The organism is Jeotgalibacillus sp. 10bf12, from assembly GCF_055597105.1.
In genome coordinates, this window is sequence record NZ_CP200276.1 from 3152879 (window position 1) to 3178057 (window position 25179).

At 43.0% G+C, this 25179-nt stretch carries 33 protein-coding genes and 1 pseudogene; 14 read left to right on the forward strand and 20 right to left on the reverse strand.

Going from position 1 to position 25179, the window contains the following annotated elements:
• Window positions 1–2: 2 nt before the first annotated feature.
• The 3 genes from DH10bf12_RS16465 to mnhG are packed head-to-tail and all read left to right on the forward strand — an operon-like array spanning window position 3 to window position 1124.
• Window positions 3–479: a Na+/H+ antiporter subunit E gene (locus tag DH10bf12_RS16465; RefSeq protein WP_471736305.1), complete on the forward strand. Its 477-nt coding sequence runs from the start codon at window positions 3–5 to the stop codon at window positions 477–479.
• The gene (locus tag DH10bf12_RS16470) at window positions 479–763 is read left to right on the forward strand and encodes a Na(+)/H(+) antiporter subunit F1 (RefSeq protein ID WP_471736306.1); all 285 of its coding nucleotides are present in this window, start codon (window positions 479–481) and stop codon (window positions 761–763) included. The genes DH10bf12_RS16465 and DH10bf12_RS16470 overlap by 1 nt, the downstream gene beginning before the upstream one ends.
• Complete coding sequence (gene mnhG, locus DH10bf12_RS16475) at window positions 747–1124, forward strand: monovalent cation/H(+) antiporter subunit G (RefSeq protein ID WP_471736307.1); 378 nt, start codon at window positions 747–749, stop codon at window positions 1122–1124. The genes DH10bf12_RS16470 and mnhG overlap by 17 nt, the downstream gene beginning before the upstream one ends.
• On the opposite strand, the gene DH10bf12_RS16480 is transcribed toward mnhG, so the two are convergent.
• The 4 genes from DH10bf12_RS16480 to DH10bf12_RS16495 form a co-directional block, all read right to left on the reverse strand.
• On the reverse strand, window positions 1121–1504 hold the full coding sequence (locus DH10bf12_RS16480) for a DUF2188 domain-containing protein (protein ID WP_471736308.1): 384 nt from the start codon (window positions 1502–1504) through the stop codon (window positions 1121–1123). The genes mnhG and DH10bf12_RS16480 overlap by 4 nt on opposite strands.
• Before the next feature lie 55 nt (window positions 1505–1559).
• Entirely contained in the window at window positions 1560–1949 is a 390-nt protein-coding gene (locus DH10bf12_RS16485; RefSeq protein WP_471736309.1) for a hotdog fold thioesterase, read from the reverse strand.
• A 237-nt stretch (window positions 1950–2186) separates the two neighbouring features.
• Entirely contained in the window at window positions 2187–3506 is a 1320-nt protein-coding gene (locus tag DH10bf12_RS16490) for a Na+/H+ antiporter family protein (protein ID WP_471736310.1), read from the reverse strand.
• A 283-nt stretch (window positions 3507–3789) separates the two neighbouring features.
• The gene (locus DH10bf12_RS16495) at window positions 3790–5304 is read right to left on the reverse strand and encodes a leucyl aminopeptidase (protein WP_471736311.1); all 1515 of its coding nucleotides are present in this window, start codon (window positions 5302–5304) and stop codon (window positions 3790–3792) included.
• Window positions 5305–5433: 129 nt separating this feature from the next.
• Between DH10bf12_RS16495 and DH10bf12_RS16500 the strand changes: the two genes are divergently transcribed.
• Window positions 5434–5913 (forward strand): divergent PAP2 family protein, encoded by a 480-nt coding sequence (locus tag DH10bf12_RS16500; protein WP_471736312.1) that lies wholly within the window; start codon window positions 5434–5436, stop codon window positions 5911–5913.
• A gap of 14 nt (window positions 5914–5927) precedes the next feature.
• Entirely contained in the window at window positions 5928–6740 is an 813-nt protein-coding gene (locus tag DH10bf12_RS16505; protein WP_471736313.1) for a cobalamin-binding protein, read from the forward strand.
• 31 nt (window positions 6741–6771) lie between these two features.
• Here the strand turns inward: DH10bf12_RS16505 and DH10bf12_RS16510 are convergent, their stop codons facing one another.
• From DH10bf12_RS16510 to DH10bf12_RS16530, 5 genes are all read right to left on the reverse strand, one after another.
• Window positions 6772–7410: a 3D domain-containing protein gene (locus DH10bf12_RS16510; protein ID WP_471736314.1), complete on the reverse strand. Its 639-nt coding sequence runs from the start codon at window positions 7408–7410 to the stop codon at window positions 6772–6774.
• A 122-nt stretch (window positions 7411–7532) separates the two neighbouring features.
• The gene (locus tag DH10bf12_RS16515; protein WP_471738260.1) at window positions 7533–7823 is read right to left on the reverse strand and encodes a YuiB family protein; all 291 of its coding nucleotides are present in this window, start codon (window positions 7821–7823) and stop codon (window positions 7533–7535) included.
• Window positions 7824–8172: 349 nt separating this feature from the next.
• Window positions 8173–8280, reverse strand: coding sequence for a YuiA family protein (locus DH10bf12_RS16520; RefSeq protein ID WP_471736315.1), 108 nt, complete (start codon window positions 8278–8280; stop codon window positions 8173–8175).
• Between the two features lie 262 nt (window positions 8281–8542).
• The gene (locus DH10bf12_RS16525; RefSeq protein WP_471736316.1) at window positions 8543–9025 is read right to left on the reverse strand and encodes an NUDIX domain-containing protein; all 483 of its coding nucleotides are present in this window, start codon (window positions 9023–9025) and stop codon (window positions 8543–8545) included.
• A 53-nt stretch (window positions 9026–9078) separates the two neighbouring features.
• Window positions 9079–10293 carry an NAD(P)/FAD-dependent oxidoreductase gene (locus tag DH10bf12_RS16530; RefSeq protein ID WP_471736317.1) on the reverse strand — a complete coding sequence of 405 codons (1215 nt, stop codon included), beginning with the start codon at window positions 10291–10293 and terminating at the stop codon, window positions 9079–9081.
• A 298-nt stretch (window positions 10294–10591) separates the two neighbouring features.
• Between DH10bf12_RS16530 and DH10bf12_RS16535 the strand changes: the two genes are divergently transcribed.
• Together DH10bf12_RS16535 and DH10bf12_RS16540 are read left to right on the forward strand one after the other, a co-directional pair.
• On the forward strand, window positions 10592–11587 hold the full coding sequence (locus tag DH10bf12_RS16535) for an NAD(P)/FAD-dependent oxidoreductase (RefSeq protein ID WP_471736318.1): 996 nt from the start codon (window positions 10592–10594) through the stop codon (window positions 11585–11587).
• Between the two features lie 68 nt (window positions 11588–11655).
• Window positions 11656–12303, forward strand: coding sequence for an SDR family oxidoreductase (locus tag DH10bf12_RS16540; protein ID WP_471736319.1), 648 nt, complete (start codon window positions 11656–11658; stop codon window positions 12301–12303).
• 35 nt (window positions 12304–12338) lie between these two features.
• Here DH10bf12_RS16540 and DH10bf12_RS16545 read toward each other — a convergent pair whose 3' ends face one another.
• Window positions 12339–12701: a HesB/IscA family protein gene (locus tag DH10bf12_RS16545; protein WP_471736320.1), complete on the reverse strand. Its 363-nt coding sequence runs from the start codon at window positions 12699–12701 to the stop codon at window positions 12339–12341.
• 224 nt (window positions 12702–12925) lie between these two features.
• Between DH10bf12_RS16545 and DH10bf12_RS16550 the strand changes: the two genes are divergently transcribed.
• Window positions 12926–13615, forward strand: a complete 690-nt coding sequence (locus DH10bf12_RS16550; protein WP_471736321.1) for a DUF2225 domain-containing protein — start codon at window positions 12926–12928, stop codon at window positions 13613–13615.
• Between the two features lie 24 nt (window positions 13616–13639).
• Here DH10bf12_RS16550 and DH10bf12_RS16555 read toward each other — a convergent pair whose 3' ends face one another.
• On the reverse strand, window positions 13640–13876 hold the full coding sequence (locus DH10bf12_RS16555; RefSeq protein ID WP_471736322.1) for a YuzB family protein: 237 nt from the start codon (window positions 13874–13876) through the stop codon (window positions 13640–13642).
• Window positions 13877–14110: 234 nt separating this feature from the next.
• Here DH10bf12_RS16555 and DH10bf12_RS16560 point away from each other — a divergent pair, with 234 nt between their 5' ends.
• Window positions 14111–15178 carry an NAD(P)/FAD-dependent oxidoreductase gene (locus tag DH10bf12_RS16560; RefSeq protein ID WP_471736323.1) on the forward strand — a complete coding sequence of 356 codons (1068 nt, stop codon included), beginning with the start codon at window positions 14111–14113 and terminating at the stop codon, window positions 15176–15178.
• Window positions 15179–15406: 228 nt separating this feature from the next.
• On the opposite strand, the gene DH10bf12_RS16565 is transcribed toward DH10bf12_RS16560, so the two are convergent.
• Complete coding sequence (locus DH10bf12_RS16565) at window positions 15407–16081, reverse strand: peptidoglycan-binding protein (RefSeq protein WP_471736324.1); 675 nt, start codon at window positions 16079–16081, stop codon at window positions 15407–15409.
• Between the two features lie 312 nt (window positions 16082–16393).
• On the opposite strand from DH10bf12_RS16565, the gene DH10bf12_RS16570 reads away from it, so the two are divergent.
• Window positions 16394–16561, forward strand: a complete 168-nt coding sequence (locus DH10bf12_RS16570) for a hypothetical protein (RefSeq protein ID WP_471736325.1) — start codon at window positions 16394–16396, stop codon at window positions 16559–16561.
• 50 nt (window positions 16562–16611) lie between these two features.
• Here the strand turns inward: DH10bf12_RS16570 and DH10bf12_RS16575 are convergent, their stop codons facing one another.
• Window positions 16612–16941 (reverse strand): YuzD family protein, encoded by a 330-nt coding sequence (locus DH10bf12_RS16575; RefSeq protein ID WP_471736326.1) that lies wholly within the window; start codon window positions 16939–16941, stop codon window positions 16612–16614.
• 371 nt (window positions 16942–17312) lie between these two features.
• Between DH10bf12_RS16575 and DH10bf12_RS16580 the strand changes: the two are divergent.
• A pseudogene (locus DH10bf12_RS16580) lies at window positions 17313–17605 on the forward strand (NifU family protein).
• 69 nt (window positions 17606–17674) lie between these two features.
• Here the strand turns inward: DH10bf12_RS16580 and DH10bf12_RS16585 are convergent.
• The 3 genes from DH10bf12_RS16585 to DH10bf12_RS16595 all read right to left on the reverse strand — a co-directional run bounded on the left by DH10bf12_RS16585 (window position 17675) and on the right by DH10bf12_RS16595 (window position 20049).
• Window positions 17675–18637: a 2-hydroxyacid dehydrogenase gene (locus tag DH10bf12_RS16585; RefSeq protein WP_471736327.1), complete on the reverse strand. Its 963-nt coding sequence runs from the start codon at window positions 18635–18637 to the stop codon at window positions 17675–17677.
• Window positions 18638–18825: 188 nt separating this feature from the next.
• Window positions 18826–19590 carry a TIGR01457 family HAD-type hydrolase gene (locus DH10bf12_RS16590; RefSeq protein WP_471736328.1) on the reverse strand — a complete coding sequence of 255 codons (765 nt, stop codon included), beginning with the start codon at window positions 19588–19590 and terminating at the stop codon, window positions 18826–18828.
• Window positions 19591–19611: 21 nt separating this feature from the next.
• Window positions 19612–20049 carry a DUF86 domain-containing protein gene (locus DH10bf12_RS16595; protein WP_471736329.1) on the reverse strand — a complete coding sequence of 146 codons (438 nt, stop codon included), beginning with the start codon at window positions 20047–20049 and terminating at the stop codon, window positions 19612–19614.
• A 112-nt stretch (window positions 20050–20161) separates the two neighbouring features.
• Here DH10bf12_RS16595 and DH10bf12_RS16600 point away from each other — a divergent pair, with 112 nt between their 5' ends.
• Window positions 20162–20431 carry a DUF3055 domain-containing protein gene (locus tag DH10bf12_RS16600; RefSeq protein WP_471736330.1) on the forward strand — a complete coding sequence of 90 codons (270 nt, stop codon included), beginning with the start codon at window positions 20162–20164 and terminating at the stop codon, window positions 20429–20431.
• Window positions 20432–20479: 48 nt separating this feature from the next.
• The gene (locus DH10bf12_RS16605) at window positions 20480–20707 is read left to right on the forward strand and encodes a cytosolic protein (RefSeq protein ID WP_471736331.1); all 228 of its coding nucleotides are present in this window, start codon (window positions 20480–20482) and stop codon (window positions 20705–20707) included.
• Window positions 20708–20985: 278 nt separating this feature from the next.
• On the opposite strand, the gene DH10bf12_RS16610 is transcribed toward DH10bf12_RS16605, so the two are convergent.
• Complete coding sequence (locus tag DH10bf12_RS16610; RefSeq protein ID WP_404404593.1) at window positions 20986–21270, reverse strand: YutD family protein; 285 nt, start codon at window positions 21268–21270, stop codon at window positions 20986–20988.
• A gap of 111 nt (window positions 21271–21381) precedes the next feature.
• On the opposite strand from DH10bf12_RS16610, the gene DH10bf12_RS16615 reads away from it, so the two are divergent.
• On the forward strand, window positions 21382–21546 hold the full coding sequence (locus DH10bf12_RS16615; RefSeq protein ID WP_471736332.1) for a hypothetical protein: 165 nt from the start codon (window positions 21382–21384) through the stop codon (window positions 21544–21546).
• Window positions 21547–21564: 18 nt separating this feature from the next.
• Here DH10bf12_RS16615 and DH10bf12_RS16620 read toward each other — a convergent pair whose 3' ends face one another.
• From DH10bf12_RS16620 to DH10bf12_RS16630, 3 genes are all read right to left on the reverse strand, one after another.
• Window positions 21565–21675, reverse strand: coding sequence for a methionine/alanine import family NSS transporter small subunit (locus DH10bf12_RS16620; protein WP_471736333.1), 111 nt, complete (start codon window positions 21673–21675; stop codon window positions 21565–21567).
• 14 nt (window positions 21676–21689) lie between these two features.
• Window positions 21690–23213 carry a sodium-dependent transporter gene (locus DH10bf12_RS16625; RefSeq protein ID WP_471736334.1) on the reverse strand — a complete coding sequence of 508 codons (1524 nt, stop codon included), beginning with the start codon at window positions 23211–23213 and terminating at the stop codon, window positions 21690–21692.
• 300 nt (window positions 23214–23513) lie between these two features.
• Entirely contained in the window at window positions 23514–25133 is a 1620-nt protein-coding gene (locus DH10bf12_RS16630; RefSeq protein WP_471736335.1) for a Na+/H+ antiporter NhaC family protein, read from the reverse strand.
• Between the last annotated feature and the right edge of the window lie 46 nt (window positions 25134–25179).

Consider the following 25179-nt stretch of genomic DNA (forward strand, 5'->3'; position numbering starts at 1 on the left):
ATATGCCATTTCAAATTTTATTAAATTTCTTTTTAGCGTTCCTGTGGATGTTTTTAACCGGTAACTTTAACTTAGCCACGTTTCTGATTGGTTATCTGCTCGGAACATTTGTTATTTTTGCTATGCGCAGGTTCTTTCAGACAAGAATATATTTATTAAGAGTATGGGCAGTCATTAAACTGACCCTGCTCTTCACCTTTGAACTGATAAAAGCAAATATTGAAGTATTAGTGATTGTGCTGCGTCCAAATATGGACTTAAAGCCAGGTATTTTCAAATACGATACCAAGCTTGATCAGGGATGGGAAGTCACACTGTTATCGTTATTAATCACACTTACACCAGGTACACTTGTCGTTGATGTGAGTGATGACAATGGTACACTTTATATTCATGCACTGAATGCTTCAGATATTAAGTCAAATGTAGAATCGATACGTGAAGGCTTTGAAAAAGCAATTATGGAGGTGAGCCGATAATGCTGAATATCACTGTATATATCGCACTTGTCGCATTTGCGATTGCCATGATCGGTATCGTCTTTCGTGCAATTAAAGGCCCTTCAGTTGCAGACCGCGTTATTGCGCTTGATTCACTTGGCATCAGCCTGATTGCAGTCACTGCACTGTTTTCTATCCTGCTGCGTACGAGCGTATTTCTTGAAGTAATCTTATTGCTCGGGATTCTGGCCTTTATCGGTACAGTTGCCTTCTCAAAATATATCGAGAAAGGAGCGATTGTAGACCGTGATCGACGTAAGTGAGTATTTCGTAGTCGCATTTATCCTGATTGGTGCCTTCTTTGGTCTAGTTACAGCGATCGGGCTGATTCGTTTACCCGATCTCTACACAAGAACGCATGCTGCTTCTAAAAGTGCAACACTTGGTGTCATGAGTGTCTTACTTGGTGCGCTCCTCTTCTTTTTAACAGAGGAAGTCATGTTTAATTCACGGATTGTGCTCGGTATCTTTTTTGTACTGATTACAGCCCCTGTGGGTGGACACCTGATCGCCCGTGCCGCATATAATACAGGTGTAGAGCTCGCACCTGAAACCGTTCACGACGACCTTGCTAAAAAAGAACAGTTTGAAGCGAAGAAAAAGAAAAACTCATCCAGGGATTAATTCCCGGATGAGTTTTTTGATTCATATAAAGTCTGATCAAATGAACCATCTTCCTGATAAACTTCAAGCTGTCCTCCATGGTCGGTTACATAGGATTTCGCTTTTTCCTCAAGGTTACCTTTTGTTTCTTCCACATAAATCGCTTTGTCAGAGCCCTTCTTTACAAGCTGCCAGCCATCATCATGCTTTTTAAGCTGGTATGTGTCCTGGTCATCTTTTTGAACCGCCTGCTTTGCTTTGTCTGTTGCAATCGCAATGACTCTGCTCTCATCGTAATTCTGTTCCCGTAAAAGTGCATTCCCGATGTCAATCGCTTTATTTCTGACATCAGGGTCAAGGTTATTCCAGGAATCAGGATAATCTGTTTTACTCCAGGGCATACATAATCTCCTCCTCATTTGCTCATACTTTTCCACGTGAGAAGGAAATTAAACCCTATTTACGTTTCGGTACAACCGCTACCGTACAGCGTGAAATACAAAGCAGCTCCTGCTCTTCATCCACAATTTTAATTTCCCACACCAAAGTGGTTTTCCCTTTATGTATAATCTCAGCAATTCCCGTTACCACACCATCTCTCTTAGCCTTGATGTGATTTGCGTTAATTTCAAGACCGAAACAGCTGTATTCATTCAAATCAACCATCGCTGCTGATCCTACACTTGCGACTGTCTCAGCGAGTGCGACTGATGCACCGCCGTGCAGAAAACCAAACGGCTGATGTGTCCGCCCGTCTACCGGCATTTCAGCAACTGCTTTCCCCTTTTCAACGCTGATCATTTTGATCCCCAATGAATCCATCAGTGTATCTCTATTCCAATCCATCTTGTCTCCCCCTTTTTTTCTATCATCTCTCAGTAGGGATTTGTTAGCAAGGGTTTTGGATATGGTTCGTCGTTTGGATGTGGGCATTCAGCATACAAGTCGTCCTGTTCGCCACTTGAATGTTTTTGTTCGACGTTGAACCACAACTGTTCGACGCTCACTCTGCAACCTTCGCCACTTAGTGACTTTTGCCCCTTAAAAAAAGCTCTGACCACATAGTCAGAGCTTTTAACACTATTATAAAACGAGCGCTGCTATCCATCCGAATAAGATCAGTGGAATATTATAGTGCAGGAATGTCGGCACGCAAGTATCCCAAATGTGATTGTGCTGACCATCCGCATTCAGGCCGGCTGTGGGTCCGAGTGTACTGTCTGATGCAGGAGACCCGGCGTCACCGAGTGCACCTGCAGTACCGATCAGCGCAACTGTTGCCAGTGGACTAAAACCAAGCTCAAGCGCCAGTGGAACAAACAGTACTGCTATGATAGGAATTGTTGCAAATGAAGAACCGATTCCCATTGTGACAACCAGACCAACGATCAGCATGAGCAATGCACCGACTGCTTTATTATCCCCAACCAGGTTTGCCGCTGCGTTTACAAGGCTTTCAACAGCCCCTGTCTCAGTCATCACTGCAGCAAAACCATTAGCTGAAATCATCACAAAACCGATAAATGCCATCATTTTCATTCCATCAGTCATCAGCTGATCCTGATCACGCAGTTTTACAGTTCCACTGACGAATAAGACAGCAAGACCAATGACCGCACTGAAGACCATCGATTGGAATAAGGACTGGATTACAAGTGCCGCAATAATCGCTACACTCGTTACAATCAGATCTTTTGTTGTAATGGTTTTTGCATCCCCGTCCTGAAGTGATACCTTCCTGTTCTGATATTCTCTCGGCTTACGGTAACTGATGAAAATCGCCACCATCAGTCCAAGAATCATACCGGCAGTTGGAATCAGCATCGCTGTTGGAATGACATCCATATTAATTTCTAGTCCGCTCAGTTCCATATTCGTCGCAATCGTATCATGGAAAATCTGACCGAAGCCGTATGGCAGTAAAATATAAGGGGCGGTTAATCCAAATGTAATCACTGTCGCAATCAGCCTTCTGTCAATCCCCAGCTCATTCATCACAAGCAGTAAAGGCGGGATTAAAAGAGGGATAAAGGCAATGTGTACAGGTACAATATTTTGAGACATGATTGAAATTGATAAAATAGCAAGAATCACAAGTACCTTCGGAAGTGCTTTCGTTCTCGGCTCCCCTTCCTTACTGACTGCAGCTACAATTTTATCCACCATCAGCTTTGGCAGACCAGTGTATGAGATCGCTACTGCAAATCCACCTAACAATGCATAACTGAGTGCTATATTTGCACCGCCGCCTACACCCTCAGAAAATACACTAACCAATTCATCTACAGACAGACCACCAATCAGTCCGCCCGCTGCAGCACCAATAATCAGGGCCGCCACGACATTCACTCTGATCAGACTTAAAACCAGCATAATTAAAACCGCAATGACAACTGCATTCATCTATATGAACTCCTTTTTTTGAAAATTCTTTACTCTGCTAAACAGGTAACGTGTTAAAACACCTTTCATACATTAACAGAGTAAAAGCAGGCTTGTCAATGGGTTAGATTCAGCAGCTCAGTGGCGATAAGCGAGACATTTAGAAATGATTATAAAAATGGCACGGCCGTTAGCGTGATTAAGTGAATCCCGTATAGAATCATTTCAAAAATGACCAGCAAACCTCTTCCCTACTCATCCGCACAAAAAAAGAAATGCCCTAAAAGGACATTTCCAAACAAACTTATTTTTCTGCTCTCTCAAGCACAAACTGCTCTGTCAGCAATGCAAGAGTTCTTGCCATTGCGCCTGTTCCGCCTGCAGGGCCTAACAGGTTAGCTGACTTCGTTGTTGCTGTGCCTGCAATATCAAGGTGAACCCATGGTGTGCCTTCTGTAAATTCTCCAATGAATGCTCCGGCGAATAATGCGTGGCCGTCTCGTCCAGGTGAGTTATTCAGATCGGCTACAGGGCTATTGCGTACACGCTTTCTGTCGCCTTCTGTATAAGGCAGCTGCCAGATAAACTCTCCTGCTTCCACAGAAGCCTCCAGGACCTTTTCAAATAACGTTTCATTATTTGTCAGTGCACCTGTTTTATCAAGGCCGAGTGCTACAATCACACCGCCTGTGAGCGTCGCTACATCGACAAGGTAATTAGCGCCATGCTGTTTTGCATACGTTACAGCATCAGCGAGTACGAGCCTGCCTTCTGCGTCAGTGTTCAAGATTTCAATTGTTTTGCCGCTCATTGATGTGATGACATCATCCGGTTTAAATGCAGTATGGCTGATCATATTGTCCGTTGCTGCAATAACGGCCATTACGTTCTGCTCAGGCTTCAGGCGGCCGATGATTTCCATTGCACCAAGTACGGCTGCTGCGCCCCCCATATCGGCTTTCATACCAACAATTCCGTCTTTTGGCTTGATCGAATAGCCGCCCGTATCAAATGTGATACCTTTACCGACAAGTGCAAGCACGTCTTCCCACTTTTCAGTCGCCTGGTGCTTCATGACGATCATACGGGGTGGAATTTCTGAGCCCTGATTGACTGCAAGAAGTGCACCCATTCCCATTTCTTCGATTTCTTCTTTTCCAAGAACCTCGATCTCAAAGTCATGTCGCTCAGCCATTTCTATTGCATATTCAGCCATTTTCACTGAAGTCAGCAGGTTTGATGGCATATTAACAAGCGTTCTCGCTTCATTCGTTCCTTCTGCAAGGGCAAGTCCGACTTCAAGTGCTGCCTCAACTTCCTGTGCATCATGCGACGTGTAGATATGCAGTTCTTCAAGTGCTGTATCAGGTATATTTGATTTCTTTTTATACCCTTCAAACTCATACATTGAAAGTGTCATGCCTTCAATCAGCGCCTGCGCAATGTCTGTCGCTTCGAATTCATTTCCTTTAAACGAATCAAGTGCTACCGCAAGTGATGACACTTTCTTCTTTTTCAGCACCTTTCCAAGGGCACCAAAGCTCTCTCTCAAATCCTCAAATGTGAGATCTGCCTCTTTGCCAAGTCCTGAAAAGATTACTCTTTTCGCATCAAGTGCACCAAGCGTCGGTAATACCGTTACCTGTTTTGCTTTCGTTTCGATGTCACCTTCTTTAATCAGATCTGTCAGACCACCATTCATCTGGTCATCGATTTCTTTTGAAAAGCCTGAGACGACTGGCTGGTTCCAGACCCCTGCTGCTAAATAGCCGTGCTGCTCTTTCAGTACATTTTCAGTTGTATGTATAGTCCATTTCATATCAAACACCTCCAATTAGTAAGTATACTGTAAATGTTATGATAATTCGATTACCGTACATTCGAACCTGCTTATAACTATGGTATACTTGCTTAAAACTCCTGCCATTTGAAAGGATGACAAACGTCTATGGAACTCTTCAGCAATTTTCCTCTATGGGCTTCATTATTTGCGATTTTATTTGCCCAGGTTGTAAAAGTACCGATTCAATTTATAGCAACACGCAAAGTGGACTGGTCACTCGTTACATCCACCGGTGGAATGCCAAGTTCTCACTCTGCCGCTGTCACTGCTCTTGCAACCGGAATTGCACTTGAAAATGGACTGGCTTCACCAGTATTTGCACTTGCGACCGTTTTTGCCATTATTACAATGTTCGATGCGACAGGCGTACGCTTTCAGGCTGGAGAACAGGCTGCTGTGATTAACCAGCTGATGCGTGACTTTAATAAATTTGTCTCTGATGCAAGAGGCTGGCAGGATAAGGATGAGGAAGAAAAGCGTAAGGAGCTGAAAACACTTCTTGGTCATAAGCCGATTGAAGTATTTTTCGGCGGACTGACAGGGATCTTCCTGACATTACTTGTTCATTATCTGATTACACTGTAACTGGAGGGTACATCATGAGAATTGTATCACTTTGTCCAAGTAATACAGAGCTCGCCGCATACCTCGGACTGACCGGATCGCTGGTCGGTGTGGATGATTTTTCAGACTGGCCGGCAGCAGTAAAAGAACTCGAACAGCTCGGTCCCGATCTGTCTATTGATATCGATAAGGTAGAAGCACTGAAACCGGATTTGATTTTGTCTTCATTAAGTGTGCCGGGTATGGAAAAGAATATCGAAGAACTTGATAAAAGAGGGCTGCCTCATATATGTCTGAACCCTCAGTCTCTTGATGATATTGTGCAGGATCTGCAGACACTCGGGGAGGCTGCGGATATACCTGAACAGGCTGACAGGATTGCAGGTGCCTTTAAAACGGTTATTGAGCAGTGTAAAAAAGCTGCTTCAGCAGTTGACTCTAATCCATCACTCTACTGGGAATGGTGGCCAAAACCGGTCTTTACTCCAGGCGGCGTGAACTGGCTGACTGAAATCAGCCGTCTTGCAGGTGGGGTGAACCTTTTTGAATCAGTCGAGCTAGCAAGTATTCAAACGGACTGGGCAGATGTTTTAGAACGAAACCCTGATGTAATCTGTATGGCGTGGGTTGGTGTTCAGCCGAGAAAAGTAAATCCTGCCATCTTACATAAACGGCCGGACTGGACTGACATGGATGCCATTAAAAACGGGCATGTTCATGTGCTTGAAGAAGCGCTATACTGCCGTCCTTCTCCACGGCTGCTTGAAGGTCTGATCAAACTCGGAAATATCTTACACCCGGAACAATACCATGACATCAGGTTGCCTGAAGAATTGATGATAAAATAAAAAGTGTCACGCTCAGCGTGACACTTTTTTGTTATTGATTATTCATTGCAGCAAACTCTTCCTCAGTCAGTGTGCCATCGCCTTCTTTCAGCACGTACACTTCAACCTTCTGCTTGCCCCACTCGTTAAACACTTCATCGACAGTATCAAAATACAAGTCGATAATATTTCCTTTAATTGCGCTTCCTGTATCAGCCACTACGCCATAACCGTAGCCAGGGATAAACATCACTGTGCCGATTGGAAACACTTTCGGATCAGCTGCGATCGTTGAGTAAAGATCTCTCTTTACCTCAATACCGGAAAACGTAATTCCATACAGCTCATGACCAGGCTCTTTACCAGTAGATTCAATTCCGGCAGTATAGCCTGTCGCTGTGACAGTCTTTGATGGATTATCACTCACATGTCTAGGCACAGCCTTATTTTCATTACCTTTAACCTTAGAAGCAATCAACTTATAGGCGGTATCTTCACTCGATAGTGCTTTAGATGTTAATGACATCTCTCTATCCTGCAGCATTCTCATATCTTCAACAACCGGCACCATTTCTTCAGATGGCAGAGCAATCGACCATCCTTCTGCTGCAGCTTTGTTTTCCTGCGTAAAAAATAACGAAGCAAGCCCTGCAAGAATAATCCCTGCAGATACTTTTACAAATTTAGACATTACATCTACTCCTTCCAGAATTACATATTCCCTATATGACAAAGATTAATCATTTATGACGATAGACCTAATCCTTTGAATTGCCTGACAACTAAAAAAGCTCCACGTCATCCGGGGAGCTTTTAGAACATTCGGTAACCCTGCTTACGGAGCCATATCATTACAAGTCCTGCAATGATCGCGCCTGCCATACCGCTTGTTAATATTAAAATATCTGCTGGTGCCAGCGAAACAAATCGGGTTCCGAGTGCAGAAAAAGATGATCCCGGTTCACGAAAATATTCGATGAATCTGACTTCATCGACAATCAATATCGTAATGACTGGATAAATTACAGCCATGATCCACGTCATACGTAACAGCATATTTAATAGAAAGCCGATTCCAAAAAATAAAATCAGAAACAGCATCATTGAAATTAAAAGTTCAGCCAATCCAAACGAAGCCAAATGATACACCTCCATGTTCACTAGAACAGTGTACATCACTTCGGAATACAGTGCAATGCTCCTGTATGAACGTTCATTTTGATGACACAAAGTAAGGGTTTTGGGGAGGCTGGCGCGCTGAGTTGTCGGTGTTTCTGGTCAGGATGTATCAACCTTGGCTCAGGTTGTCGCGATACACCCGGTTGCTTGTAGCAATCGCTGCCGGACTTGCATGTATCCGTCGTTGAATTGTCGCTATCCGCCTCAACCATGCACGTCCATCTAAAAAAGAAAATAAAAAACCGGATGCTTCCGGGGCATCCGGCTGGTACATTTATTTTTTACCTTCCCCTCCACAATTAGGGCAAGTTTCTGATCCGCCTAGTCTTAATTGAAAATATCCTTTACCAGCGCAGTAGCTGCAATTTGATTGTTTCTTCATATGAAGCACCCTCTCTTCTGATGTATTGAGAGTACTATAGCACGGACGCTTTAAAGCTGAAAAGCGTCATATTTGGTGAAAAAAGGTCATGAAAGCGAATACATACGCCCATTTCTTCCGTTTTCTTTAATTATCAGAAAATTTAGAACTGTGGGTAAATTTCGTAATTTGTTCACAATTGGCTTTAATATACCAGCTTCCTCATTGTGCATGATCATTACTACACAAATTACTAGGGGCTGCGTTATAAGATACAAAATCATCAAAAAAACAAATGATACTTCGTATACCCGAACTGATCTCCCGGGTTTGAATGACGGTTAATTTCTAAAGTTGCGGCTTCCTCATGATCAAGCATCACAGGAATCATGGATGATACATCTGCATGATTTCTGAGGTCAGTCTTTTCAATCCAGGCAGCTTCTGCGATTTCCTCTTCAGGAACCCTCAGTGCCTCCGATTCATCCACTGCCTTCATTACAAAGATAATCATATTATCACTAATCGTATCTTTCAGTACACCGCTTCTGAATCCGGCTACTCTCACCACTTCTGCCGTGATACCTGTTTCTTCTTTCACTTCCCTCACCGCTGCCTGATCTGCTGTTTCCCCTTCTTCCACAAATCCTGCAGGTATGGACCATTTTCCTTTCAGGCCTCCGTATTTCTTCTTTACGACAAGCCATTCACCTTTAGTGTTTTCAATGACGCCGGCAGCGCCTAACCAGACTTTTCCTCTCTTCATGACGACACCCCTTTTATATGTAGAAAAAAGAGCAGCCGCAGCCGCTCTTTTTATTAAAACATGTTCAGCTTACCTTTTTTGAAGACAAGTCCAGGACCACCAAGAACGTATAATGCACGGTTGTCGATGACTTTCTTCATCATAGCAGCTTTTTTACCTGTAATTTTACGGCCGAATACTTCACCGATTGCTTCATTTTCACCAAGTGAACAAACTGTACCTTTAAGGTCAGGTGTGAATGGCTCAAGCTCTTCACCCTTGAACAGTGCAACCAGATTGTGTGCAGTGTGTGCACCCTGCTGCATTGCGATCTGAGCAGTTGGTGGGTATGGACGTTCTGTCTGAGCATTGATCATTAATGCGCAGTCTCCAACGATGAATACGTTGTTGTGTCCAGGTGCGCGAAGGTCCGGATCAACTTTGATACGGGCACGCATGTTATCAAAGCCTGCTTTTTCGATGATTGAGTTACCGCGAACGCCGGCAGCCCATACAACTGTTTTAGCAGGGATTTCTTCGAATACGTCTTCACCTTTTTTAATCTTAACGCCCTCTGGTGTTGCTTCTGTCAGAGGTGTTCCGATTGAGAATTCAATTCCTTTACTCTTCAGGTAGTTCACTGCGTATTCAACAAGCTCTTCATCAAATCCTGGAAGAACCATTGGTGCAGCTTCAACACAAAGAATACGAACTGCTTTAGGATCTACATCATATTCCTCGCAAAGTTCAGGAAGACGGTCTGCAAGTTCTCCAAGGAATTCAATTCCTGTGAAGCCTGCGCCACCAACGATAATTGTCAGTCTTGAAGGGTCTTTTACTTCTTCAAGGCTGTAAGTTGCGAATTGATATTCAATATGGTCACGGATCTGGCGTGCTGCTTTCACGTTAGCAATTGAGAATGCGTGTTCTTTTAAGCCAGGGATTCCAAATGTTTCACCTTCGAAACCAAGGCCGACTACAAGGTAGTCATATGCGATTTCAGAACGGTCAGTAATGACCTTCTGAGCTTTTGTATCAATATTTTCAACTGTTGCCTGTACAAAGTTTACTTTTCCTTTATCAAGTACGCCGCCGATATCAAAGCGTACTGCATCTGGAGACATTGTACCTGCTGCTGCTTCGTGAAGCCACGTAGATTCGTAATGGTAATCATTCTTGTTTACAAGAATAATATCTGCATCATCTGCATTCACAAGCTTCTGAAGTTTCGTAATTAAGGATAATCCACCGTACCCTGCTCCTAAAACAACCACTGTTGGTCTTTTCAATTGGATCACTTCCACCTTTTTAATATTAGATTACGCTGCTTTTAAGGCAGCAACGCCAGCCATTATAAAAGATTGTGAAATTGTTCACGAGAATGAACATCATACTTCTTCTATTGATTCTTTATCTTAAACCATCATATTCTTTTTTTCTTCTTATTTCAAGGTTTTATGCTAAAATCCGAAAATTCGGCTTCATCCTAAAGTCTGAAAAATGTATTTGTGGAACCTCAGAAAAGGCTACGAGGCCCGTTCGTGTGTTACACTACATGCAAAATAGGTTTTGTGGAGGGATCTCGTGATGAAAGAGGATACTTCGATTTATGATATTACAGTGATAGGCGGCGGTCCAGTCGGATTATTTACAGCTTTTTACGGCGGTATGCGCCAGGCAAGTGTAAAGCTGATTGAAAGCCTGCCTCACCTTGGTGGACAGTTGACTGCTTTATATCCTGACAAATATATATATGACGTAGCAGGTTTTCCAAAAGTAAAAGCACAGGAGCTGGTTGATAATTTAACCGCTCAAATGTCACGGTTTGATACTGAAATCCGTCTCGGTCAGGAAGTCACACACGTTGAAAAGCGTGAAGATGGTGTTTTTGTTCTGACTACGCCGGAGGAAGTTCATTATACAAGAACGATCATTATAACTGCCGGTAATGGTGCATTCCAACCAAGAAAGCTAAACCTGGATGGACTGAATGATTTTGAAGAGAAAAATCTTCACTACTTTATAGAAGAGCTTTCAAACTTTAAGGATCAGGATGTCGTGCTTTTAGGCGGCGGGGATTCAGCGGTTGACTGGGCATTGATGCTTGAACCGGTTGCAAAATCCGTTACACTCGTGCACAGACGTGATTCTTTCCGCGCCCATGAAGCAAGTGTAGAGCAATTAAAGCAGTCATCAGTGAATGTAATGACGCCATACACACCAGTCAGCTACCAGACAATGAATGATATCATTCAGTCACTGACGCTTCAAAAAGCGAAGTCAGAGGAAACAACGGTACTGAACTTTGACCATTTAATCGTCAATTATGGATTTGTTTCATCTCTTGGGCCGATTAAAGAGTGGACGCTTGAGATCGAGAAAAACTCAATTGTTGTCAATTCACGGATGGAAACGAATATTCCAGGTATCTATGCAGCAGGTGATGTGTGTACGTATGATGGAAAAGTAAAACTGATCGCTTCAGGGTTCGGTGAGGCACCGACTGCTGTGAATAATGCAAAAGCGTCAATTGATCCAAAAGCACGCGTTCAGCCAATGCACAGTACGTCTATGTTCAGCTGATCGTCCGTTTAGTAAAGATAAGCCCGGGTATGATATAAAGTATCAACTAATTATTGGAGAGTGATACCATGCATGTACTCGTAATTGGCGCGAATGGAACGACTGGACGAATGGCAGTAAAAAAGCTTGCAGAAAATGAGCAGCATATCGTCAGAGCAATGATCCGTAAATCCGAGCAGTCCAAGGAAATGGAGGATCTCGGGGCACGACCAATTATTGCTGACCTTGAACAGGCTTTCAAATATGCATTTGAGGATGTGAATGCAGTCATTTTCGCTGCAGGATCCGGTCCTGATACGGGAATGGATAAAACAACATCTGTTGACCGTGACGGAGCGATCAAAGCGATTGATTTTGCCAAAGAAAAAGGCATTGAACGGTTTATTATGCTGAGTTCAATGGGTGCTGATGATCCATCGATTGCCGGAGACAGTGAAACATTCCATCATTATCTTCAGGCAAAACATGATGCAGATGTTCACCTTAAACAAAGCGGACTCAATTATACAATCGTGCGTCCAGGCGCATTAACGGATGATGAACCAACAGGTAAAATTGATGTATCTGAGGAAATGAAGCATCGCGAGGGTGAAATCACACGTGAGGATGTCGCAACAATTCTTGTTGAATCAATTCTCTGTACGAACCTTCATCATAAGACGATTGAAATGGTCAATGGCGATGAGCCAATTAAAGATGCATTAAAAAGTATATAAAAAAATCGCCGGCGATGACGCCGGCGATTTTTTTATTAACAATTCTCAGGTGTACCTGTCTTCGTCGCTGTTCTGAATGAAGATCCGCAGCCGCATGAAGCGATCGCATTTGGATTTTCAATTGTAAAACCGCCACCCATGAGTGACTGCTTATAATCAATTTCAGTTCCATTCAAAATATCAGCATCTTCTTTTTTCAGAAGTACCTGAATTCCGTGATGTTCTTCGATCTGGTCAGTTTCGCCAAGTTCGTGCTCAAAGCCCATCCCGTAAGATAAACCACTGCACCCTCCGCCTTTAATTGCTACACGAAGATATGCATTTTCCTCTTCAGCCTGCTTCATCATATCTTTCACCTGAAGCGCTGCAGCTTCTGATAATTTGATTACGTTTGCCATTTCAGCACCTCCAACGTTATTAACTGATTTTAGTATATCGCTAAATCAGGCTGCACTCAACCAATTGAAATTGAGTTGTTTCATTATATTGTCTCCATGCCCAGCCTCATCAATCTCATAACAGTTATTTTTTATAAATTGTACTAAAAGACCTATTTTCAGGGTATAATAAAAACATAAACAATGACTTTTAGCGTATACCGAACTATTTGGAGGTGTTTCAAATGGAGTTGACCCCTCTTTATCAGAAAAATATCACCTGCACGCTATGCAAACATTCATTTAAAACGACTAAAATCAGAGGACGTTTTGTCCGTGCAAAAGAACATAGCACAGATTTAATGCCGGTATATGAAGATATTTCTTTAAACCCGAACCTGTACCATGTACATGTCTGTCCGGAGTGCGGCTACTCTTTTACTGAGGATTTTGCGCCTTACTTCCCGCCCGGGGGTAAAGAAGAAATTGAAGAAAAGATTTCAAAGCACTGGCAGCACCTCGATTTCTCAGGTGAACGTACAACTGAGGATGCCATTAAAGTGTTTAAACTGGCGATTTATATTGCTGTGATGAAGCGCGAAAAGAGTATTACACTTGCAGGACTATACCTTAGACTTTCCTGGCTGTTCCGTGGAGTGGATGCCAAGCAGGAGCAGCGATTCCAGCGGCTTGCTGTCGAAGCTTATAAAGAAGCCTATTCCAAAGAGGACTATAAAGGCTCACAAATCACCACAGAGCGAGTACTGTATCTAATTGCAGAACTTTCACTGCGCCTTGGTGAGGACGATGAAGCGACAAGACATTTTTCAAAAATCATCGAAAGACAGCACAGCTCCACTGACCGGAAAATGGTTCATATGGCAAAAGAAAGATGGCAGCTGTACCGAGAAGAACGCCCAATAAAAAGAAGCTGAATCAGATCAGCTTCTTTTTTGTGATTAGAACATCGGGTTTTCTTCAAGAAACTCATAGACAGCTTCCACAAGCTCTTTCGGTGTATCTGCCTCTACAAGCTCCCCATTCACAATGGCAAACATGGCTGCTGCACAAACTCCACAGTGACTTGTACAGCCATATTCAATCACATCGAGGTTCGGGTCGCGCTCGAGCGTCTCAAATGCCTCCTGTGATCCACTTGCTATATTACTAATACAAAATTCTATAATTGGTTTCATTTTTATCACCTCATACTTACCTCAAATGTAACGTCTTGCAGAAATTTCGTCAATGATCCTGCTTTTGTTCATGACAAGTTTGTGAAAGAAATCTCTTATTATGATTGTACTAAGACCTTTATTCCGATATACTTTTTAATGAATGTAAACGTAATGATCAAACACATTGTGTATGTATGATCATATTGAAAGTGCTTACTTACTAATATGCTTACTGTAAAGAGAGGGCTATCCATGAAACACTTAGTATTATTAGGTGGAGGCTACGGCAATATGCGCGTATTACTGCGACTGCTGCCGGATAAGCTGCCTGAAGATGTAAAAATTACATTAATCGACCGTACGCCTTATCACTGTCTGAAAACAGAATATTATGCGCTTGCAGCAGGTACAGCTTCCGATCAGGAGGTCCGTGTAAGCTTTCCTGAACATGAGCGTCTGGAACTGAAATATGGCACAGTAGCAAAAATTGATACGGAACAGAGCCTTGTTATTCTTGAAGATAATACAGAAGTTCCTTACGACGACCTGGTTGTCGGTCTCGGCTGTGAGGATAAGTATCATAACGTTCCCGGTGCTGACGAACATACGTACAGCATCCAGTCGATTCAGCGCTCAAGAGCGACCTATGAACGCCTGTCGAATCTACCCTCCGGATCAGTTGTCGGAGTTGTAGGAGCCGGACTGAGCGGGATTGAACTGGCAAGTGAGCTGCGTGAAAGCCGCGAAGACCTTAACATTAAGCTATTTGACCGCGGAGAGCGTATTCTTCCAGCCTTCCCTCAGCGCCTGAGTAACTATGTACAAAAGTGGTTTGATGCTAACAATGTTGACGTTGTCAGCAACTCGAATATTACTAAAGTTGAACCTACGATGCTGTATAACCACGAAGAACAGATTCCTGTTGATGTATGCGTATGGACAGCAGGCATCCAGCCGGTTAAAGTCGTACGCGACCTGCCAGGCGAAAAGGATTCTTCAAACCGCGTTGTTCTTTCGCAGTATCATAATCTTCCGGATAACGAGCACGTCTATGTCGTTGGTGACTGCGCAAGTCTGCCGTTCGCACCAAGCGCGCAGCTTGCAGAGGAACAGGCCGAACAGATCGTCAAAGTACTGCTTGCACGTTGGAAAAATGAAGACCTGCCGGAGCAAATGCCTAAAATCAAGCTGAAAGGCTTTATGGGCTCTCTTGGAAAGAAACAGGGCTTCGCTTACCTTGCTGATCGTACAGTCACAGGCCGGATTGCACGACTCTTGAAGTCAGGTGTGCTTTGGATGTATAAATATCATAATGGATAAGGTATCCCAAACTTTGGTAAATTTTTTATCTCTTGTTTAAGACCTTCATTTCTATAACTTACTTCACGCCCAATTATCTGGGCGTGTTTTTTTATTTGGTTATTAAAAAATCTGATATCCAGTGTCGTTATAAAGATGATTAAGTCCATTCATAAGGCCGACAAGCTTAGCAGATAAGAAATTTGCCGATGACCCTGGTTTTAAATCAGCAACTGGCTTTAATGTATTCTATCCTTCCAGAGCAGCTTTAGACTTAACGCCATACACACCATCTACAATTAAGCCATTCTGATACTGGAAGCTTCTCAGGGCACGCTCGGTCTTCGGCCCAAAGATACCATCAATGGCAAGATCATATCCGTGTCCATTAAGCAGCTTCTGCATTGCCTTTACTCCCGCACCTTCATCACCAAATTCCAGCCATGTCTTTTCAACTGCAGGAACATGATGAAATGACGGTCGTCTTCCTGACTGTAGATCTTTCAAGGTTAATCCCTTTGTGTATTCAAGGTGAGAAGCATCCGGAAAGCTTGCCCAGTCTCCTCCCCATGTAAAACCCATTGACTTTGCAATGACTGCCACTCTTTTCCACTGAGCGTTAATAGCCCACACTGCTTCAGTGCCATTGTGATTCGTTAAAAAATAATCGACTGCCAGACCATAATTGTGCGCGGACTGCCCGGCTCTGGCATTGGTCACAATATTGCCTGGTGCCGTTCTCCCTTTGGCATATAATCGGTTTTGTTCATCATTTGTGCGGAGACCTGAACTGATCTGTACGTTAATACCTTCATGATAAGCACGCTTGATCATCTCTATCGTCATATCCCTGATTCGTGAGTCAATATCCCCCATGTTTCGGACGCTGCGATTAATTAATGTATCAAGTGCTACTCTGCTCATTTGGATCCATCCTTTCTAGGTGTTTTATAATCCATATCCTGGCACTTCCATTAAGACCCTTCGTTGTATTTTCTGAATCTGATATTAAAGAGATTCAATGTAAATGGTAACCACTTTCTGGATGTTACTAAAAAATCAATTCAATGAACTATTCTGAATGTTAATATAAAATGATTTTATATGTATTATAATGGAATATCCATAGGGATTGAGCAAATCAATACTATTTTACACATTGAAAACTTCCCAGAATGTTGATTTTATCCATAATCAATTATACTGAAAGAAATATTTCCAGGTGGTGAAAGCTGTATGTCACTATTACCATTCCATGAACGCTATAACCTTGTAGAAGTTCCTAAAGACTATGATAACAAGAATCCTGATTTCATTGTCATGAGAGATGAGCATGATAAGTGCTACCTCTGTGATAAATCAGATGCTGACGTGTTAAAAGGTCTTAACTTTACAGAAATCTGAATAAATGTAAAAGCGTCCAGAAGTGAAATCACTTCTGGACGCTTTTACATTTATTCAGCAGTTTGAAAACCATACTTTTCAAGTTCTTTATATACAGCCTTTAAACGCGGGTTACCTTCCCCCACGATCTCATCTTCAACAAGTACAACAGGATAAAACAGATCCTCTTCCCACACACGCTCTACAAATGCAGCCTTTTTCGGATCTTCCTGCTCAGTATTAATATCTACATAATCCATCACAAACGTACGATCCGGAAATTTACGGCCAATTGCTGCTTCAAGCCATTCATACGTCTCCTTTGAAGAAGGTGCCCCCACACAACTCGCACAAATCGTCTCAGCGCCATACACCGTAATCGTCACAGCCTCATTTGCCATATCAAACAACCCCTTTTTTAAGTCTTTTACAGGTTGGCAGATAATTTCCGCTTCAGGGGGACGCTTTCCGCGGCCGGGCGGTGAGCCCGCAGGAGTCGCCCCCCTTACGCTACAATCATCTGCTGTACAATTAACATTGTAGATCTAAATAAAAAATCTATCACTTCTTTAACCAAAAACACTCAGCTGGCACTTGGAGTGGAGGACGGAGACTCCCGCCCCGGGAAAGGGCCGGTGAGATCCCGCAAGGCCAAGCCTGAGGAAGCTCACTGCCCGGGGGCAGGAAAGCGCAGTCCTCCACGGAAAGTGACAGCGGTTACTAATGACTCATTTCACAAATACGTAAACAATAATAATTTCAAATAACATGGATGGATTTTTTTCGTTATACTCATTATAATAGAACACAGGAAGGGAGTCGATTCGAATGACAGAAGTAGAAATGAAAGATTCAGTTCAGGAAGTACTTGATAAACTTCGTCCATTCCTTCTTCGTGACGGCGGAGACTGCGAACTAGTTGACGTTGAAGATGGAATCGTAAAATTAAGACTTCTTGGCGCATGTGGTACATGCCCAAGTTCAACTATTACACTTAAAGCAGGTATTGAACGTGCACTACTTGAAGAAGTACCAGGCGTTGTGGAAGTTGAACAGGTATTTTAATTTACATCATCCTCTTGCTAAAATCAGCAAGAGGATTTTTTATTGAGAAATTTTTTATTTAAATGAGAATTAAACGGTAACCCCCGTTAATGGTTTTTCACCATTCAATACTGCTTTGATATTATCAGCAGCGAGCTTCATCATCGTAAAACGGGTTTCATTTGATGCACTGCCAATGTGAGGTACAGCCACCACATTTTTCATGGTCAGCAATGGATGATCTTTTGAGATCGGTTCCTTTTCAAACACATCAAGGCCCGCTCCAGCAATCTCACCATTTTTCAGTGCATCAACCAGTGCTTCCTCATCTACTACAGGACCTCTTCCGACATTAATAAAAATCGCTGACTCTTTCATTTTTTGGAACTGCTCCGCTCCAATCATTCCCCGCGTTTCATCTGTTAACGGTGCCAGCACCAATACGAAATCTGCTTTCTCAAGAAGATCATTTAAGTTCTTATACTGTGCACCAAACTGCTCTTCCGCTTCAGTTTTTCTGCTTCTTGTATGATACACGATATTCATATCAAACCCGGCAGCGCGTTTGGCGACAGCCTGTCCAATTTTCCCCATCCCAATGATACCGAGCGTTTTGTGATGAACATCACGGCCGGCAAGTAAATACGGAGACCATGACGTCCACTCTCCTTCTTTAATATACTCCGCCGCTTCAGGAATTCTTCTGGCTGCAGCAAGTATCAGTGAAAAGGCGAGATCAGCCGTTGTGTCTGTTAACACATCAGGCGTATTAGTCACGATGATCCCAGCCTTTTCAGCAGCCTGAGCATCAATGTTGTCATAACCCACAGCCATATTCGCAACGACTTTCAAATGAGGTGCGTCAGATAACAGTTCTTCATCAATCTGATCAGACAGCATTGTTAAGAGCGCATGGCTTTCCTTAGCCTGCTTTAGCAATACATCTCTCGGTACCGCCTGATCCTCAGAATCCCACACTTCAACGTCAAAACTCTTCTTGAGTTCATCAATCACAGCATCATCTATTTTACGGGTAATAAAAATTTTAGACACGACCAGCATCCCCCTTTGAAAGTGATAAAAACTTAATATGTATGTCTCAGCTGCCCCTTGTAGTGGAGGACGGAGACTCCCGCCCCAGGAAGCGACAGCTGAGACCATGGCGAAGCCTGCGGGCTCACCGTACGGGGGGCAGAAAAGTGCAGTCCCCCATAGAAAGGATTAGCGTTCTAAAAGATAATTTAAATCTCCCACTCAGCCAATGAATCAATCGAATAAGTCGGCTGCAGCTCTTTTTCAGCAAGCAGACTTTTCGGTGACACACCTGTATGCACCATTAACGTATCCATTCCTGTATTAAACCCTGCCTTAATATCTGTATCATAGTTATCGCCGACCATTACAACATCTTCTTTCGGCAATCCCAGCACATTTAATGCCTGCTCCATAATCACTGCTTCAGGCTTACCGATAAATAGTGGCTGTGTCTGCGTTGAGACAGTAATAACTGACGTTAGAGAACCATTTCCAGGCAGTAGCCCCCGCTCAGTTGGAATGGCAATATCACCGTTTGTGGAAATGAATTTCGCTCCGTTTCTTACAGCCAGACACCCAAGCGCAAGTTTTTCATACGTAATCTCCCGGTCAAGACCGACAATCACATAGTCAGGATTTTCATCTTTAATTGTGATTCCTTTTTCAGTCAAAGCCTGACGAATGCCGTCGCCTCCGATCACATAAGCGGATGCTTCAGGCATTTCCCGGGAAATAACTGCTGCTGTTGCAAGAGATGTCGTAAATACCTGTTCTGGTTCTGCAGGAACATCAAAGTTCTGCAGGTGTGCAGCGACCTGCTCCTGCGTTTTTGAAGAGTTGTTTGTCACAAATAAATACGGAGTACCTTTCGCCTTCAGCTTTTTAACAAATTCCACCGCTTCAGGAATCGGCTCGGTCCCTCTATACATTGTTCCATCTAAATCAATTAAATAACCTTTATAAGCTTTCATACTGAACGTCCTCTCTTTTCCTTACCGTCTGAATGCTGAAACCGGTCCCAGTTCGTCTTCAAGGTAGGTTCTTACTGCAGGTGCGAATGCTTTTAGTGCACCTTCTGATTTTGTGAAAGTATCAAGGCACACCTGGTGATTGACTTCAGTGAACTCCTGCACTAGGTGTTTTCTGAGTTTTACAACCTGAACCAGCTCATTATGCACGTCTTTCCCGATCACTTTTTCGTCCTCTAAAATATCGATAATATCTTCATAGCTGCCGGGATCGCGCATGATAAAACCATCAATCATTGAATTCCCCACATCAATCATTGATTCTATAATAGTGTGCAGGCTGCGTTCAAGCGCCAGCTGTTCAATTTTAGATTTCCATGAGGTGTGCTCATTTAAAAACTTGAGCTGCCCTTCCATAAACGTTAATGTCTTTTCAATTGTTTCTCTATCCACGAAGTACATGTCTTCACACTCCATCAAAATGTCTGCTTTTAGTGTACCATAAGCCTTCAGATTTTTTGGCATAGCGTGCGTTAATCGTTATAATTGAAATAGCGTAAGGAGGATTTTAATAATGAGTGAAAGATTTTTTCTTTATGATGATACAGAGGAAACAAAAACGAGGTTTGTCAGCTTTATGGGTGAGTATCAGCGCTTTGACCTGGCGATCATGTATTCAGACCGTTATTTCGGTAAAGCAATGGTGATGGATATTCAGGGAAGCCGATTTGCCATCATCGGACAGGATGACCTTGAAGAAGAAGGCTACATTGAACATGCATTCAAGTTGTCTGAACAGGATGCATCTGAACTGCGTGAATTTCTAAATGAAGTGATTTTGTGAATCAGCTGAAGTCTGTCTGCTCATACTAATTCAAAAAGGAGCAGTCTGATGGAACGATACAGTGATTTTTCAAACGTTGAAGTACAAAAGGAATACCTGATACCGGAAACCCTCCCCGAAGGTCCATACGGCTCACCAAGAGGGAAATATTCACTGGTCCGGAACAAATCCGGTCCGTGGCAGGAAGGCCAGCGTTACTACAGCGCATTCAATTATGAAAACAAAGGCGACCATGAAGACATCCCAAGACTCGATCCCGGTGCGCATAAGCCTTAGATGGGTTGATGACAAAATAAAAAAAGGATGTCTCATACTTAATCGAGACACCCTTTTTTTAATCAAGTGTATTTAAAGAAATGGTTATGATCTTTGAGCAGATTCATTCACACAAAATATAAGCCGCTATCTCAGTGCAGCGAAGCGTAAGGCGGCGACTCCGGGACGATTAGTTGGAAGCTGAGACCCCACAGCCGAAGGCGAGGAGGCTCAGCAACAACCGTCCGGAAAGCGTCCGCCTGAAGCGTAGCGAAACGTTTTCATGTGAAAAACAGGGTTTACTTCTTCGCCCCGGCAACCTTCTTCACAATAAAATAAGGACACCCAAAATTGCAGTGTTCGTATAAATAATCTTTCACCGTAGAAATTTTCGTATCAAACGAAGCCTTCTGATTCGTATCCTCAAAAAATCCCTTCAGTCTGAGCTGACCATATCCCCAGTCACCTACAATGTAATCATACTTATGCAGAATCTCACTGTATCTCGCTTCAAAAGCCTCTTCATTATAGCCTTCTCTAAATTCTTCTATGATTTCATATTGTTGATTGTGCATTGTAATCATCAGATTCTCACTCCTGCTTTGTGAACTACTTCCTATTATACATGACCACACACTTTTTTCTATGCATGATTACCATTCAAAACGGACAAACTTGCGAAAAGGAGTGTTGTTTTGATGAAGCTTATTCTCGCTGCTCTTCTGATCTTAATGATCGGCGGATGTACAAAAGAACCCGAACCCCCTGAAGTTTCCCCGGCAGTCGACTGGCTCCCATCTGTCATGAATGAGTATGACCTGGCTCCGGAGTATGAATTAAAAAAGCTGCCTGTACTTTAAGCACAGGCAGCCCTCATATTAAACTGTTTTATTCTTGGATTTTCTTACTGCGTTTGTAATACTTGCAGCAAGGCCGCCCCATAAAAGAACGATCCCAATTACCATCATCACAATTGCACTGGTTGTCATTGTGAATCCCTCCTTTAGTCCTTATCCGGAAGCTCAACCGGAGTTGAACGGCTCCATTTAAGTGTTGAAACTACAACTCCAATTACAAATGCTGCACCGGCTGAAGCAAGGAACATCGTCAATGCAAATCCATTTGAATATCCTTCATAGTTACCCGTATCATTATCAAACTGCTGTAACAGGTTATCTGTTACCAGTCCAAACATCATGTATCCAAGTACGATTGGTGTAATAATCGAAAGACAAACTTTCCACCAGCTGCCAAGGTGAATATCAGATGTAAGGTTTGCGTGGTTCTGAAGCATACCTGTCTTACGAAGAACCCATGCAATCATGATAACTTCAACAAGACCAATTGCTGCTACACCAAACTGGTTAATGTAGTAATCGGCTGCATCCAGGAAGAATAGTCCGCCCTGAGTAGCAAACAGAACTGAAATCAGCGCTGCAAGTCCTCCACCAAAAGCAACTGCTTTTCTGCGTGAGATTCCTAGCTTCTCAGTCAGACCGGCAACATACGTTTCAGTGATTGACATCAGTGAAGTTAATCCCGCCAGTGTTAATGAGAAGAAGAATAATGCACCAAAGATGCCATTTAAGCCTGGCAGCTGATTAATGATCTGAGGGAATACAACAAAGGCAAGCCCTACCCCTGCAGATGCAACTTCTGAAACCGGCACATCCAGCTGTGAAGCCATGAAGCCCAGCGCTGCGAATACACCGATACCAGCTAAAAGCTCGAAACCTGAGTTTGCAAAACCTGTAATAAACGCATTATTTGTGATATCTGATTTCTTCGGAAGATAACTTGAATAAGTAATCATAATTGCAAACGCAATAGATAAACTGAAGAAAATATGACCGTAGGCTGCTACCCAGACTGACGGTTCAAGTATGTTATCAAAATTCGGCTGGAAGAATGCATTCAGACCCTCAGCTGCCCCTTCAAGCGTTACTGCTCTGACTACAATAATAAGGAACAAAATAACAAGTGTTGGAATGAAGATACGGTTTGCATATTCAATCCCTTTCTTAACACCAGCAAGAAGGATACCAAGTGTAATGACCCATACAAGGACAAGTGGAATAAATATTCCCCACACAATACCACCTGTTTCGCCAGGTGCTACATCAAGCTGTAAAAACTCAGTGAATAAAAACCCTTCTGTGTCCTCTCCCCATGCCTGCCCAAATGAGAATATTGTATACCGCATTGCCCAGGCAATAATGACAGCATAATAGGTGGAAATAACAAATGACACAAATACTGCCCACCAGCCAAGCCACTCTGCTTTTCTACCGCTCATGCGGAAGAATGACAGCGGCGCTGATCCTCTGTACTTATGACCGATGGTGAATTCCATGATAAGAATTGGAATACCGGCTGTTAAGAGTGCAAATAAATATGGAATAAAGAATGCTCCCCCACCGTTTTCATAAGCGACATACGGAAAACGCCAAATGTTTCCGAGTCCGACTGCGGAACCGACTGCTGCAAGAATAAATCCGGCACGTGTTCCCCACTGTTGACGATTCATCTAATTACCCCCCTGTAAGTTCTTCCTGAATATATGGAAGTTTTTATATATTCAGATTATTTCACATAATCTAAAATCAGTATAGCACTTGCTTCCTAATTGTAAAAGTACTATTTTAAAAAATTCTGAAATTATATTAATATAATCTATACAAAAAAATAAACCCTGTCATATCAAGGTTTATTTTTGTAGTGTGCAAATTTTTTCACACTTTATATAATTCATACATTTTCTCAGTCATACAATAGTCCTTATAAAAAAGCGCCTGAATCGCAAACACGATTCAGGCGCTTTTTATCATTATTCGAGTCCTTCTTTAGCTGAAACGGTTCTCGCTTTCTCTGGATTCCTGCCCATTATTACTGCAAATAATAAAAGCAGTACAATGACAAGCCCAAGTGAAAGTAACGTACTTCCTGAGAATCCAAGAAGAATATATCCGGCTGATGCAATCGCAGCGCCAGTTACGGCATAAGGAATCTGCGTTGCAACGTGATCAATATGATTACTTCCGGCTCCCGTTGAAGAAAGGATCGTAGTATCAGAAATTGGTGAACAGTGGTCACCGAATACAGCTCCTGCAAGGACAGCTGCAAGTGATGGAAGCAGCAGTGAAATATCTGTGCTTGCTGCAATTTCCCCTGCGATTGGAAGCAGGATACCGAATGAACCCCATGATGTTCCTGTAGAAAATGCCATAACACCAGCTACAAGGAATAACAGAACCGGCAGCCAGCCAAGCGGCAGGTTAGATGATTCCACGATGCCTGCAAGGTATTCTCCAGTACCAAGATCCCCGATTAACCCAACAATCATCCATGCGAATACAAGAATATAGATTGCCGGAAGCATTGATTTCACGCCTTCTTTAAGTGCAAGGAAGAATTCAGCTCCACCGATTTTTTCAGAACGGCCAATCTGCCTGATAAAGAATGCAATGGCAACTGCAAGTCCTACAAGCGCACCATATACAAGTGATTTCGCAACATCTGTGTATTCAAACATTTGAAGAATCGTTGCAGATTCTCCTGTATCAGCTGTGTAAGCCTGGGCACCTGTCCACATCATCGACGCCACTGTACCAATGACAAGGGCGATAATCGGCCAGATCAGATCCCCAACTGTACCATGCTTAGATGTTGGAAGATCATTTTTTAACTCACCAGGGATATCTTTATTAGGGTCATATACTTCCCCTGTTTCAATTGCACGGTTTTCATGAATTCTCATTTGACCAAAGTCTACACCGCGCAGTGCAACGATGAAGACAATTCCAAGTGCTGCCCATACATAAAGATTCATCGGTACCATCTGCATAAATGCAGAGAAGGCTGTGTATTCAGTAATTGAATGTGTAGCCAGAATTCCGCCGATGACTGCAATGATATATGCTCCCCAGCTTGAGACCGGTGAAACAACACAAATCGGTGCTGCAGTTGAATCAATCAGATAAGCAAGCTTTGCACGCGATACGCGGTGGCGGTCAGTCAACGGACGCGCAACCTGTCCGACTGCAAGACTGTTAAAGTAATCATCAATAAAAATAATAACACCAAGGCATGCAGTTACTACCTGGGCACCTGCACGTGTCTTTACACGTTTCATTGCCCATTCACCAAATGCTCTTGCACCTCCGGATATATTGATGAACGCTGTAATAACGCCAAGAATAACCAGGAATAACATGATGAAAATATTCCATAAGTTCAGACCGCCAGGCTCTCCATCTGAACCGTACTCCCAGAATACGCCGCTAAATGACATCCAAAGTGTCTCAAGCGTCGCAACCGGTCCAAAGCTTGTAATTAAGAGTGCTGCTGTGACGATACCTGCTCCGAGTGAAAGCAGTACGCGTCTTGTAAGTAAAACCATCGCAATGGCAACGATAGGTGGTAAAAGTGATAACCATGTTCCTTCCATAATGTTCCCTCCTTTATTTGTATGATAGGGCAGTGAGGCATAATCG

Coding starts and splice junctions, on each gene's coding strand:
- DH10bf12_RS16465 (WP_471736305.1), top strand. CDS start 3: ATGCCATTTCAAATTTTATTAAATTTCTTTTTAGCGTTCCTGTGGATG.
- DH10bf12_RS16470 (WP_471736306.1), top strand. CDS start 479: ATGCTGAATATCACTGTATATATCGCACTTGTCGCATTTGCGATTGCC.
- DH10bf12_RS16480 (WP_471736308.1), bottom strand. CDS start 1,504: ATGCCCTGGAGTAAAACAGATTATCCTGATTCCTGGAATAACCTTGAC.
- DH10bf12_RS16485 (WP_471736309.1), bottom strand. CDS start 1,949: ATGGATTGGAATAGAGATACACTGATGGATTCATTGGGGATCAAAATG.
- DH10bf12_RS16490 (WP_471736310.1), bottom strand. CDS start 3,506: ATGAATGCAGTTGTCATTGCGGTTTTAATTATGCTGGTTTTAAGTCTG.
- DH10bf12_RS16495 (WP_471736311.1), bottom strand. CDS start 5,304: ATGAAATGGACTATACATACAACTGAAAATGTACTGAAAGAGCAGCAC.
- DH10bf12_RS16500 (WP_471736312.1), top strand. CDS start 5,434: ATGGAACTCTTCAGCAATTTTCCTCTATGGGCTTCATTATTTGCGATT.
- DH10bf12_RS16505 (WP_471736313.1), top strand. CDS start 5,928: ATGAGAATTGTATCACTTTGTCCAAGTAATACAGAGCTCGCCGCATAC.
- DH10bf12_RS16510 (WP_471736314.1), bottom strand. CDS start 7,410: ATGTCTAAATTTGTAAAAGTATCTGCAGGGATTATTCTTGCAGGGCTT.
- DH10bf12_RS16515 (WP_471738260.1), bottom strand. CDS start 7,823: ATGATGCTGTTTCTGATTTTATTTTTTGGAATCGGCTTTCTATTAAAT.
- DH10bf12_RS16520 (WP_471736315.1), bottom strand. CDS start 8,280: ATGAAGAAACAATCAAATTGCAGCTACTGCGCTGGTAAAGGATATTTT.
- DH10bf12_RS16525 (WP_471736316.1), bottom strand. CDS start 9,025: ATGAAGAGAGGAAAAGTCTGGTTAGGCGCTGCCGGCGTCATTGAAAAC.
- DH10bf12_RS16535 (WP_471736318.1), top strand. CDS start 10,592: ATGAAAGAGGATACTTCGATTTATGATATTACAGTGATAGGCGGCGGT.
- DH10bf12_RS16540 (WP_471736319.1), top strand. CDS start 11,656: ATGCATGTACTCGTAATTGGCGCGAATGGAACGACTGGACGAATGGCA.
- DH10bf12_RS16545 (WP_471736320.1), bottom strand. CDS start 12,701: ATGGCAAACGTAATCAAATTATCAGAAGCTGCAGCGCTTCAGGTGAAA.
- DH10bf12_RS16550 (WP_471736321.1), top strand. CDS start 12,926: ATGGAGTTGACCCCTCTTTATCAGAAAAATATCACCTGCACGCTATGC.
- DH10bf12_RS16555 (WP_471736322.1), bottom strand. CDS start 13,876: ATGAAACCAATTATAGAATTTTGTATTAGTAATATAGCAAGTGGATCA.
- DH10bf12_RS16560 (WP_471736323.1), top strand. CDS start 14,111: ATGAAACACTTAGTATTATTAGGTGGAGGCTACGGCAATATGCGCGTA.
- DH10bf12_RS16565 (WP_471736324.1), bottom strand. CDS start 16,081: ATGAGCAGAGTAGCACTTGATACATTAATTAATCGCAGCGTCCGAAAC.
- DH10bf12_RS16570 (WP_471736325.1), top strand. CDS start 16,394: ATGTCACTATTACCATTCCATGAACGCTATAACCTTGTAGAAGTTCCT.
- DH10bf12_RS16575 (WP_471736326.1), bottom strand. CDS start 16,941: ATGGCAAATGAGGCTGTGACGATTACGGTGTATGGCGCTGAGACGATT.
- DH10bf12_RS16590 (WP_471736328.1), bottom strand. CDS start 19,590: ATGAAAGCTTATAAAGGTTATTTAATTGATTTAGATGGAACAATGTAT.
- DH10bf12_RS16595 (WP_471736329.1), bottom strand. CDS start 20,049: ATGTACTTCGTGGATAGAGAAACAATTGAAAAGACATTAACGTTTATG.
- DH10bf12_RS16600 (WP_471736330.1), top strand. CDS start 20,162: ATGAGTGAAAGATTTTTTCTTTATGATGATACAGAGGAAACAAAAACG.
- DH10bf12_RS16605 (WP_471736331.1), top strand. CDS start 20,480: ATGGAACGATACAGTGATTTTTCAAACGTTGAAGTACAAAAGGAATAC.
- DH10bf12_RS16610 (WP_404404593.1), bottom strand. CDS start 21,270: ATGATTACAATGCACAATCAACAATATGAAATCATAGAAGAATTTAGA.
- DH10bf12_RS16620 (WP_471736333.1), bottom strand. CDS start 21,675: ATGACAACCAGTGCAATTGTGATGATGGTAATTGGGATCGTTCTTTTA.
- DH10bf12_RS16625 (WP_471736334.1), bottom strand. CDS start 23,213: ATGAATCGTCAACAGTGGGGAACACGTGCCGGATTTATTCTTGCAGCA.
- DH10bf12_RS16630 (WP_471736335.1), bottom strand. CDS start 25,133: ATGGAAGGAACATGGTTATCACTTTTACCACCTATCGTTGCCATTGCG.